12 protein-coding genes are annotated in these 10392 nt (G+C 37.9%); 4 read left to right on the forward strand and 8 right to left on the reverse strand.

The window, feature by feature from the left end; genetic code table 11:
- Window positions 1–15: 15 nt before the first annotated feature.
- The 4 genes from R3F25_12795 to trpD are packed head-to-tail and all read right to left on the reverse strand — an operon-like array spanning window position 16 to window position 3480.
- Window positions 16–477, reverse strand: a complete 462-nt coding sequence (locus R3F25_12795; protein ID MEZ5497679.1) for a TlpA disulfide reductase family protein — start codon at window positions 475–477, stop codon at window positions 16–18.
- Complete coding sequence (locus R3F25_12800) at window positions 467–1672, reverse strand: YihY family inner membrane protein (protein ID MEZ5497680.1); 1206 nt, start codon at window positions 1670–1672, stop codon at window positions 467–469. Before R3F25_12800 ends, R3F25_12795 begins: the two co-directional genes overlap by 11 nt.
- A complete protein-coding gene (trpC, locus tag R3F25_12805) occupies window positions 1665–2459 on the reverse strand; it encodes an indole-3-glycerol phosphate synthase TrpC (protein MEZ5497681.1) in 795 nt (264 codons plus the stop codon). The genes R3F25_12800 and trpC overlap by 8 nt, the downstream gene beginning before the upstream one ends.
- Window positions 2452–3480, reverse strand: coding sequence for an anthranilate phosphoribosyltransferase (trpD, locus tag R3F25_12810; GenBank protein ID MEZ5497682.1), 1029 nt, complete (start codon window positions 3478–3480; stop codon window positions 2452–2454). Before trpD ends, trpC begins: the two co-directional genes overlap by 8 nt.
- A gap of 203 nt (window positions 3481–3683) precedes the next feature.
- On the opposite strand from trpD, the gene R3F25_12815 reads away from it, so the two are divergent.
- Together R3F25_12815 and R3F25_12820 are read left to right on the forward strand one after the other, a co-directional pair.
- On the forward strand, window positions 3684–4064 hold the full coding sequence (locus R3F25_12815) for a hypothetical protein (protein ID MEZ5497683.1): 381 nt from the start codon (window positions 3684–3686) through the stop codon (window positions 4062–4064).
- Window positions 4065–4200: 136 nt separating this feature from the next.
- The gene (locus R3F25_12820) at window positions 4201–4788 is read left to right on the forward strand and encodes a hypothetical protein (GenBank protein ID MEZ5497684.1); all 588 of its coding nucleotides are present in this window, start codon (window positions 4201–4203) and stop codon (window positions 4786–4788) included.
- A gap of 81 nt (window positions 4789–4869) precedes the next feature.
- Here the strand turns inward: R3F25_12820 and R3F25_12825 are convergent, their stop codons facing one another.
- Complete coding sequence (locus tag R3F25_12825) at window positions 4870–5991, reverse strand: glycosyltransferase family 4 protein (protein ID MEZ5497685.1); 1122 nt, start codon at window positions 5989–5991, stop codon at window positions 4870–4872.
- Window positions 5992–6053: 62 nt separating this feature from the next.
- Here R3F25_12825 and R3F25_12830 point away from each other — a divergent pair, with 62 nt between their 5' ends.
- Window positions 6054–6290, forward strand: coding sequence for an AbrB/MazE/SpoVT family DNA-binding domain-containing protein (locus R3F25_12830; GenBank protein MEZ5497686.1), 237 nt, complete (start codon window positions 6054–6056; stop codon window positions 6288–6290).
- Window positions 6287–6685 carry a type II toxin-antitoxin system VapC family toxin gene (locus R3F25_12835; GenBank protein ID MEZ5497687.1) on the forward strand — a complete coding sequence of 133 codons (399 nt, stop codon included), beginning with the start codon at window positions 6287–6289 and terminating at the stop codon, window positions 6683–6685. The genes R3F25_12830 and R3F25_12835 overlap by 4 nt, the downstream gene beginning before the upstream one ends.
- A gap of 2 nt (window positions 6686–6687) precedes the next feature.
- Here R3F25_12835 and asnB read toward each other — a convergent pair whose 3' ends face one another.
- From asnB to R3F25_12850, 3 genes are read right to left on the reverse strand one after another with little or no spacing between them, the layout of a single operon-like run.
- Window positions 6688–8598: an asparagine synthase (glutamine-hydrolyzing) gene (gene asnB / locus R3F25_12840; protein ID MEZ5497688.1), complete on the reverse strand. Its 1911-nt coding sequence runs from the start codon at window positions 8596–8598 to the stop codon at window positions 6688–6690.
- Window positions 8599–8647: 49 nt separating this feature from the next.
- Window positions 8648–9601: a nucleotidyl transferase AbiEii/AbiGii toxin family protein gene (locus R3F25_12845; protein MEZ5497689.1), complete on the reverse strand. Its 954-nt coding sequence runs from the start codon at window positions 9599–9601 to the stop codon at window positions 8648–8650.
- Complete coding sequence (locus R3F25_12850) at window positions 9601–10329, reverse strand: DUF6088 family protein (protein MEZ5497690.1); 729 nt, start codon at window positions 10327–10329, stop codon at window positions 9601–9603. The genes R3F25_12845 and R3F25_12850 overlap by 1 nt, the downstream gene beginning before the upstream one ends.
- Between the last annotated feature and the right edge of the window lie 63 nt (window positions 10330–10392).

Consider the following 10392-nt stretch of genomic DNA (forward strand, 5'->3'; position numbering starts at 1 on the left):
TTTATAATGTAAAAGCTAAAATCCAGTCATATCCACCAGATCTTTATAATGCACTGGTCCGACTCTTTTGTCGATTTGTTTTCCATCCGGATTAAATACTAAAGTCGTTGGCAGGCCTTTAGTGTTAGCATTTTCGAAGTCCGTTGGTGTATAGACATCAGTTCTTAAAATTGGATAATTGATATTTAAATCCTTAACAAAATTCTGAACGATATCAAGGTCTGTATCTTCATAATCAATACCCAAAATCTCTACTTTATCCTGATAGGTTTCTTTAAAGCGAACAAAGTCAGGGATTTCCTTGCGGCAGGGTTTACACCAGGTTGCCCAAAAATTAACAATAACATATTTGCCTTTATAATCTGACAGTTTGACTTCATTACCATTAATGTCTTGATAAACAAAGTCAAAACTCGACTCACTAATGCAAGAGGTGATAAATATTAGAATCAGTATGACGAGAGTGTTATTTTTCATTTTCTTTCTCAATTTGTTTGAAGACTGTTTTCACAGAGTTTTTCATATCCGAATGAATTTTCGACCAGATTTGCTGAATAAATGGTTCGAAAAACTCAAAACCTTCAGTGGTTGTAAAAGGCAAACTGAAACGACCCATGGTGTAGAGTTTGCCGATACTGATACTATCCATATCTCGTAGCAGGACGTAATCTCCTTCTTGATTGGTTTGAATCATTTTATTCTCTTCCAACCAGTTTAATTGTTCATAAATTTCAACATCAGGAACGCGATCCATTTGGTTGAAGAAGTCAGTCAATGACACGGTTTCGCCTTTTTTGCTGGCTTGCCACAAACGATATAAAATAAAAGTAATGACCAGAAAACGATGATTGCCTGTATAAGATTGCACACGATAGCGCCAACGCGAAGTTTCTAGAGTTGCTGCAATCGTTCCGCCCAATAAAACAATATTCCAGGAAAGATAAACCCAAAGTAAAAAGATTGGTATCGTTGCCAAAGTCCCATAAACTCGTTGATAACTGGGAAAAGTTGCCACATACCATGCAAATCCGCGTTTTGCCATTTCAAACAAAATAGCAGCTGTGATTGCACCAATCAGTGCCGATTTCCACTTCACTTTGCGGTTAGGAACAACCAGATAAATCAGGAAAAACCCAAAAGTCGATGCCAGAACCGGTAAAACTTTGAGAACATAAATTTTAATGGTGTTGAACCCTTCGTAATTAAATAATACCGAAGTGAGAGCAATTCCTCCACCAACTAAGATTGGTCCCATTGTTAAAACAGTCCAATACATCACAATTTTCTTTAGCAAATTGCCCGATGGCTTGGTATCCCAAATCCGATTCAGAGCTTTTTCCATGGTGTGCATCATCAAAATTGATGTCACAAATATTGCCAAAGCCATGCTAATTTTCAGGTTGCGGGATTTTTCCACGAAGCCGGTAATATACTCCTGAACCACTTCGCCGGCAGTCGGTACAAAATTATCAAAAATAAAATCCTGAATCTGTCCGCTGACATCTTCAAAATGCGGAAAGGCTGAAAAAACCGTTACAACAACAGCCATAAACGGAACCAGCGACAACAAAGTTGTATAAGCCAAGGAGGATGCTGAAAGCGGAGTTTCATTTTCAAAGAATTGTCGAAAAACTTCTCGGTAAAACCGCTTAAACGTATCCCATTTATGCATAATTAAACATCCGCTTCATTTCAGCTCCGGGATTTTCTCTTCGCATAAAGGCTTCGCCAATCAAAAATGTATTGATACCGTTTTCCCGCAACATCGAAATGTCTTGTGAGCTATGAATCCCACTTTCACTGATAATAATTCGGTCTTGAGGAATCTGTTTTCCAAGATGAACCGAGGTTTCAATATCCGTTACAAAAGTTCGTAAATTTCTATTATTGATTCCAATCAATCGTGCCGGTGTGGATAACGCTCTTTGTAATTCTTTATCATCATGAACTTCCATCAACACATCCATACCCAGCTCTTTTGCCAAAACAGTGAGTTCAAAAAGTTGTGGATCGGCTAAAGCCGCAACAATCAACAAAATACAATCAGCGCCCATAGCCCTTGATTCATAGACTTGCCATTCATCAATAATAAAATCCTTACGAAGTACCGGAATACTTACAGCATCTCTTGCCTGCTTCAAATAATCAGCATGACCTTGAAAATATTCTTCATCCGTCAAAACAGATAAACAGGTCGCTCCGCCATCCTGATAGGATTTAGCTGCTGTCACCGGGTTGAAGTTTTTACTGATTAAGCCTTTAGAAGGTGATGCTTTTTTAACCTCTGCAATAACTGCCGTTTCGTTATTTGACAACTTTTCATTGATTGCATTGTAAAAACCACGACAAGGTTTTTGAGAAGCAATCATTTCTTCAAAGTCCGAAATCGTATTTTTTTTCTGACCTTTTGTGACTTCAAGTATCTTGGTGTTTATAATTTTGGTGAGAATATCAGTCATTTGTAAAAGCCTGTGTGATTTGGATGAGTTGTTGGAATGTGTCTTGAGCTTTGCCGTTTTGTAATGATTCATAAGCCATCTGAACACCCTGCTTAATACTTTCTGCTTTGCCGGAAACATAAATCGCAGCACCGGCATTCAATGCCAGAATATCTGCAGCAGCTCCTTTTTGTCCTGAAAATGCTTGTTGAATTAAATTCAAACTTTGTTCGGCATTATCAACTATCAAACCATCAATGCTTTGTGTTTTTACACCAAAATCTTCCGGTCGTATCGAATAATTGACAATTTCACCATTTTTCAATTCGCTGACATTGGTCGGTGCTGCCAAAGAAACCTCGTCCATTCCATCTTCCGAGTGAACAACTATCACATGGTTGGCTCCTAATTTTTTCAAAACTTCCGCTGTGGTGTTCAACCAATCTTTGCTGAAAACACCCATAATTTGATTCAGTACGTTTGCAGGGTTGGTTAATGGACCCAGCAAATTAAAAAAGGTTCTCAATCCAATCTCTTTACGAGGAGCCACTGCATACTTGGTTGCTGAATGATGTGCCGGAGCAAACAAAAAACCGATATTACATTGACTGATGCATTGTTCTACTTGTGGTGCAGTCAGGTTTAAATTTACTCCTGCTGTTTCCAGAACATCGGCTGAACCTGTTGTGCTGGATACCGAACGATTTCCATGTTTCGCCACGCAGCACCCGACCGAAGCCGCAACAATTGCAGCACCGGTAGAGACATTAAAAATACCAATCCCATCACCACCGGTTCCACAAGTATCAACTTGAAACTCACCAGTCACACTCACTTTAACAGCACGTTCGCGCATAACTTCCGCGGCTTCACAAATGCTTTGAACAGAATCGCCAAGAATCTTGGAAGCCATTAAATACGCTCCAATCTGCGAGGGAGTTGCATCACCATCCATGATTTGGTTCATTACTGACCTCATCATTCCTTCAGGTAAAGACCGTGATTCTCCCAGTATTTGTAAGGCTTTTCTAATTGCTGTCATTGTATTTATTATCAATCAAAGGCACATTTTATCGCAAAAGTCATTAAACAAAAAAATTATTGAAATTATTTGAAATATTTGTGTTGTTATCAGGTCTTTTAGATTTATCATATCGCTGTTTTCAACAGCTTTTGATATGTTTGGAAACAACCTCAGCCAGAGATAATCTCTGCTGAAATTTATTAATGTATTGAGGTATAAAAATGTTCAATCAATCTTATAAAAAATCTTTATTTATTGCTCTTTTTGCATTCCTTTTGGTTGCAATTGCAAGCACTGCTTCAGCATCAACAAGTCCGTTTGCTCAACACGATTCAGCAAAGTCTCACCAACCTGTCAAAGGTGACGAAGATAAATGCGGTGAAGGTAAATGTGGTGACGCAGAAAGTGAAGAAGGAGATGAAAAGTGTGGTGACACAGATGCTGACTCCGAAGACAAATGTGGTGAAGGTAAATGTGGCGATGGAAAATGTGGAGACGAAGAGTCAGAAGAGAAATGTGGTGACACAGACTCTGAAGAAAAATGTGGCGACACCGAAGACACTGATAAAGAAGAAAAGTGTGGTGAAGGTAAGTGTGGTTGATAACTCCATAACCCTTGGTTTTATAAAAACGGCAACTTGTTTGCCGTTTTTTTATTCAAAATCATTTGCATAGATTGAATTGTTATGACAATATTGTGCACTAATTAATTGATAAATACTGAAAGAGGAAATCATAATGAAAACGACTAAATTATTATTAACATCATTCATCTTGGCAATGGTTTTAAGCCTGACAGCCTGTAACAAACCAGGAACTGTTAAATCTGACACTGTTCCAGCACCTAAATCTGAAACCTCAAAAATGAAATGTGGTGAAGGAAAGTGTGGTGATGGAAAACGCAGCGAAATGAAATGTGGTGAAGGAAAGTGTGGTGATGGAAAATGTGGAAAAGGAAAATGCGGAGATAATAAAGCCAAGAAATGTGATGGCAAAGGCAAAGATGGAAAAAAATGCAAGGATGGCAAAAAGTGCGACGGTAAAGGCAAAGACAAGAAAAAATGTGCTGATAAAAAAGGCAAAAAATGCGATGGCAAAGGAAAGGACGGAAAAAAATGCGACGGTAAAGGTAAGGACGGCAAGAAATGTAAAGATGGAAAGAAATGCGACGGCAAATGTAAAGATAAAAAGAAATGTGGTGAAAAAAAATGCGGTGAAGGCAAATGTGGTGATGGAAAATGCGGCGAGATGAAATGTGGTGAAGGCAAATGTGGCGAAGGAAAATGCGGAGACAAAGCCAAAACTGAAGAGAAGAAATGCGGCTAAACTTTTAAAAACAGCATCAAGAAATTGAAAACGGCACATTTCGTGCCGTTTTTTTAATATCAGATTAAAATCTATTTGGAATTAAAATCCAGAATAAATTTCCAACATCTGTTTATTTACAACCTGATCTGAAAAATTTTCCACAACCATTTTACGACTTTCCTGTCCCATGGATTTCATTAAATCATAATCATTAGAGAGTTTGATAATCGCATTGGCAAGTGGCATTGATTCTTTGACCGGAACTAAAAGTCCATTATTTCCTTTCACCATTTCTCTGCAACCCGGAACATCAGTTGTGATAATTGGGCGACCACAACTGGCAGCTTCCAGCAGAGATTTTGGCAATCCTTCCCGATATGATGGCAAAATTGCAATGTGTGATTCTTTCCAAACATTGACAATATCACTGCGAAATCCATGCCATTTCACCAAACCTTGTTCTTGCCAATTCTGCAAATCTTGTTCGCTTACACTAAATGGATTAACCAAATGAGGAGTCCCAACCAGATTGATTTGAACGTTATCAATACCTTTGTCATTGATTATTTTTGCGGCTTCAATCAATTCAATCAAGCCTTTATCCTTAAGCATTCTGGCGACAAATGTTACTTGAATTGTGTGAGAATCAGGCAACTCCAGAAAAGGAAAGTCATCAGTATTTACACCTGAACCACGAACCAAATGCAACCGGCTTTCGTTAATAAATTTACCTTTGACACCTTCATAATCATCCCGATTCTGCACCACCAAATGAATTCTTCGAGCGCTGAACATAACTCTGAAAGCCTTAGTCACAAACCACTTTATCATTCGGGTTAACATTTTTTTAGAGGTCTCCAGATAACCCATGCCGGTCAGAGTTGCCACCATATTCTTTGACTTTGACAACCAGAAAGCAAAAGTCGTGAGAAACATCATGCGCATGGACACCGTATGGATTAAATCCGGGCGAATCTGATTGATGACTTTTCGAGCCTGAAATATCAGCTTGATATTGGCTACAATTCCTAACCCCGAAGCCCTTTGCTTAAAACCGTAAAACGTAAAACCATGAGACTTAATAATATCAGTGTATTTCGAATCATTTTCATACGCCAAAACTGAAACATCATATCCGGCATCTTTTGCTGCCAATGCCAGACCTAAGCGATGTGACAGGAAATAATTATCGTCTGAGATGATGTAGAGGAGTTTTTGCAAGAGTATTGCCTTAATTAAAAGTAAGTATTATAATAAATTCCAAGTAATATTTATAGAAAAACATGTCAATTGCAATAATATCAAGTAGAGGACAAATTACAATTCCTGCAGAGATAAGAGCCCTATTATCATTAAACAAGGGTGACAAGATAAATTTTATCATTGATGGCAACGAAGTTAAGTTTATCCCTGTAACCAAAGATATAAGATCTATAAAAGGAATTATTAAGAAACCTTTAAAACCTGTAACAATTGAAGAAATGAATAAAACTATTAAAGCCAAAGGTGGACAAAAGTGATTGGACTGGATACAAATGTCATTATTCGATATATGACTCAGGATGATCCTACCCAGGCAAAAACAGCGAGTGACTTTATTGAAAAAAACTGTTCCGAAGAAAGTCCCGGGTATATATGCCACATTGTTTTATGTGAAATCTCTTGGGTACTTGAAAGCAATTATGAGCTGGATAAAGAGTCAATAATTCAGGTTATAGAGGAATTATTACAAATAAATCAAATTACAATACCTCAGCCGGAAACTGTTTGGAGAGCATTGAATGACTTTAAAAATTCAAATGCGGATTTTTCTGACCACCTGATTGCCGGAACGAACTTTACTAATGGTTGCCAACAAACTGTGACGTTTGATAAAAAAGCTGGAAAACATTCACTTTTTCAGATATTGGAATAATTTCAGACATCCCATTGCTCCCGCCACATCTGGAACATCAAAACAAACCATAGCACATTCGCCAAACTATTGTCTCCGGCGTAAAAGCGGGATTTGAGTTTTAATAATTCCTCAGTATTGAAGATATCTGCATCCAGTTTGTCCGACTGGAAATGGTTTTCAACCAATGGTTTGAGTTCATTTTTCAGCCAGTTGACCAGAGGAATCTGAAAGCCGGATTTGGGTTTATCGACAACTTCTGCCGGAATGTGTTTGTACAAAATCTGTCGTGCCAGATATTTTCCCTGCTTGTTTTTGTATTTGAGTTTGTTCGGAACCTGTGCCATAAACTCGATGATTCGGTGATCCAAAAGCGGTTCCCGACCTTCCAGAGAGTTGCTCATACACGCCCGATCCACTTTGACCAGAACATCATCAACCATAAATGATCTGTAATCGGTCAGCATCATGTTGTCTATAAAAGACAATTCCGGTTCAAAATCAAACGTTCCAAACAGTTCCGGTTTGATTTTCAGAAATTGTTTTACTTGTTGTGGATTGACGTAGGACGAAGCATTACAAAACATATCGGATAAAGATTTTGCACTCATAGCGCGCTTGAATTTGGCATATTTATCCTCGATATTGGTAAAACGCTTGCTCTTGGGTAGCAGAGAATTGATTGCACCAACCATTTTTGCAGGAATCACTTTCATCAAAGCATTGACAGTATTTTTTTTCAAAGAACTGGCAAAAACCGACTCAAACTTTTGCAACATAAAATATTTGCTATATCCGCAAAAAACCTCATCTCCACCATCGGCAGACAAAGCCACTGTGACATCTTTCTTTGCCAACTCCGCAACCATCATTGTCGGTAGCGCCGAGCTGTCAGCAAAAGGTTCATCATAGTGAAACGGCACGTCCGAGACTTTATCCAGCAAATCTTGATTGCTGATATACAATTCTGAATGTTCCGTTCCAAAATATTTCGCAATCGTTTTGGCATGTTCGGCTTCGTTGTATTTTTTATCTTCAAAGCCAATGGTAAATGTGTGTAATTTTCTTTGTTTGTTTTGAGCTAGCAAAGCCGTGACCAAGGTCGAATCATAACCACCACTGAGAAAAACCCCGACAGGAACATCTGAAATCATTCTCAGATTGACTGAATCAGTAATCAAATCTTCCAGATTGGAGAGAATCGCTTCTTCGTTGTCAGTAAACTTATCCTTTTTATAAAATTCCTCCACATCCCAGTATTTTATAACCTTAAAATCAATGGGTTCAGAGTCGTTGATATCAATCTCAACATAATGCCCCGGCAGCAATTTATAAGTATTCTCAAAAATCGTATGCGGAGCAGGGATATATCCAAATTGAAAATAGTATGGCAGTACTTCTTTATTGAGTCTCTTCACAAACCCCGGATGCTGATGAAATGACTTTAGCTCTGAAGCAAACAAAAACTCAGATTCTCCAACATGGTAATAAAGCGGTTTAACACCTGCACGGTCACGAACCAGAAATGTTTTTTGTTCAATCTTATCCAGAATTGCAAAAGCAAACATTCCGATAAACTTTTCCAGACAATCCATGCCCCAATGCTTGTAGGCATATAATATGACTTCTGTATCCGAACCGGAGACGAACTTCTGTCCCAGAGTTTCCAGTTCCTCTCTAATGATTTTGAAGTTATAAACCTCTCCGTTAAAAACCAGAATATAATTTCCGCAATCTGAAACAAACGGCTGATGCCCTTTCTTTGAAACATCCTGTATAGACAAGCGGTTTTGCCCCAAATGCACAAACGAATCAGCAACAGCCTCGACTAAAGTTCCGGTGTCATCCGGTCCTCGATAACGCAAAACCTCCAGCATCGACTCGACAACCGAGTTTTGTCTATTGCTACTTATAAAACCGACCAGACCGCACATTAGAATCGCTATCGTTTCATTACTTCAGTTACAAAATAAAACCTAAGCATCACAGGTTCTCTCTGATAAAATAAATCGACTCTTCAATTTCATTCATAGTTGGCAATTCTCCGTAAGCCAAATCTGCAAAGACGCCATTGTATATTGAATTGATTGATTTTGACCAGTTTTTAAATTCCGAAAACAATGGTGCATTTATGAGTGAATGCCGAAAATATTTCAACTGGTTATCAAAAGTGTTTTCTTCATCCAAAATACAAATATCAAGCATCTTATTAAAACCATCGCTGACAATAAAGTCCCTGTGTTTTTTCAGTCTTAATATCTGGCATATATCATAAAGATGTCGAATCCGAGCTGATATTTTTTCGACAGGATTTTCACTGTAGCTGTCTTTAATCATGGCAAGGATTTTTTCCACCAGAGTCCTTTCCACTGATAAAACATTCATGTTGAAGCTATGCAAATTATATTTCTCAACTATGTCGAGTCGGTTGTTTTCCATTAACACTTCTGAAATCAAAGACTGCAACTCAACCGGTATAAATGGTTCAGGAATTGAAAAAGAATTAATTTCTATCAACAAATCCGGAGATGCTTGTCCAAAATTTTCATTTTTGATAATTCGTGGATATTGATAAACGGTTTTCCGAAATCTTGAGCCTTTTGACTCCCTTGCATCATTTTTTATATTAATCAGTCCTTGCGAAACAGCTGTTTCAACCTGCTTGAGTAATTTTTTACCTGAATTTTGACTTTGTTCATTATCTGAAAATATAGCCAAATCAATATCTTCAGAAAACCGATCAATCAATTTATAGGCTTTTGATAAAGAGGTACCACCCTTGAATACAACTTCATTAAAACGGGAAAACTCTGATAAATGCTTAAGTGCTTTTGTAACCCAATAATCTTTTTCAACATATACTTCTGGTAAGTTGATGGCTTGGGCTACAGTAGTGACCAGTTCAGCAAAAAAAAGCTGGTCATCATGCAGATTCATTATCTGATATTCCATTCAGCGGCCTTGGGCCAAATGGAATAGTCCACATTCAACTTATAAACAGTCACAGGATTTAGCGAATCTGATAATGTTTTTGTGATATGAAATTCCAGATCATTAAAAAGAAGCCCAACGATTGCTCTGACCTGAGGGCCATAAAAATTGACAGCCAATCGCATTAACTCTTTTTGTTGAGATGTATTTAACCCGGATAAATAACGACTCATAACTACCAACGATTGGTTAATATCAGAGCCTGAAATTTTTTTAATATCTTTTAAAACGTCCAGATATTGTAACAATTTGACATTTCTTTTTGTGACAGGCACATTGGTTGATATTTTTCTGATGCGAATAGTGCCAAAGTCTTTAATTTGTCTTCCGCCGTTAAAAGCAATGGTAATTGTTCTGGGGATCTGAGTTGTTAAACCCAGCTGATTGTGCAAAGCCATCCCGGTTACATACCCCCGAAGCTGTCCGTTTTTATAAATTTCTGAGCGGATTAATTCTGAGTCAGAGGGTTTGCTCAAACCAAGAACAGTCTTTTTGGGAATATAAAACTTTCCTTTTTCCAGTCGTTCAATCTTTTTTTCCTCAACCAGACGATTCACGGCCTTGACAACGGCCTCAGGCGATTTGATAAACCCCGGAAAAACCTGATAATCAAAAATCTGACCTTCAGAAAATTTATCAATCTTTTGCTGGATAGTTTGCGCTACACTTAACATGAATCGAGTATAAAAGAACAAATTTAACAAAGCAAGTTTATACTTCTAAAAACATGACATGAA

This window comes from Gammaproteobacteria bacterium (assembly GCA_041395445.1).
In the GTDB taxonomy this organism is placed as follows: domain Bacteria; phylum Pseudomonadota; class Gammaproteobacteria; order Xanthomonadales; family Marinicellaceae; genus NORP309.

What these genes read in the sequence shown, in the direction of transcription:
- R3F25_12795 (MEZ5497679.1), bottom strand. Translation starts at nt 477, where the DNA reads ATGAAAAATAACACTCTCGTCATACTGATTCTAATATTTATCACCTCT.
- R3F25_12800 (MEZ5497680.1), bottom strand. Translation starts at nt 1,672, where the DNA reads ATGCATAAATGGGATACGTTTAAGCGGTTTTACCGAGAAGTTTTTCGA.
- trpC (MEZ5497681.1), bottom strand. Translation starts at nt 2,459, where the DNA reads ATGACTGATATTCTCACCAAAATTATAAACACCAAGATACTTGAAGTC.
- trpD (MEZ5497682.1), bottom strand. Translation starts at nt 3,480, where the DNA reads ATGACAGCAATTAGAAAAGCCTTACAAATACTGGGAGAATCACGGTCT.
- R3F25_12815 (MEZ5497683.1), top strand. Translation starts at nt 3,684, where the DNA reads ATGTTCAATCAATCTTATAAAAAATCTTTATTTATTGCTCTTTTTGCA.
- R3F25_12820 (MEZ5497684.1), top strand. Translation starts at nt 4,201, where the DNA reads ATGAAAACGACTAAATTATTATTAACATCATTCATCTTGGCAATGGTT.
- R3F25_12830 (MEZ5497686.1), top strand. Translation starts at nt 6,054, where the DNA reads ATGTCAATTGCAATAATATCAAGTAGAGGACAAATTACAATTCCTGCA.
- asnB (MEZ5497688.1), bottom strand. Translation starts at nt 8,598, where the DNA reads ATGTGCGGTCTGGTCGGTTTTATAAGTAGCAATAGACAAAACTCGGTT.
- R3F25_12845 (MEZ5497689.1), bottom strand. Translation starts at nt 9,601, where the DNA reads ATGAATCTGCATGATGACCAGCTTTTTTTTGCTGAACTGGTCACTACT.
- R3F25_12850 (MEZ5497690.1), bottom strand. Translation starts at nt 10,329, where the DNA reads ATGTTAAGTGTAGCGCAAACTATCCAGCAAAAGATTGATAAATTTTCT.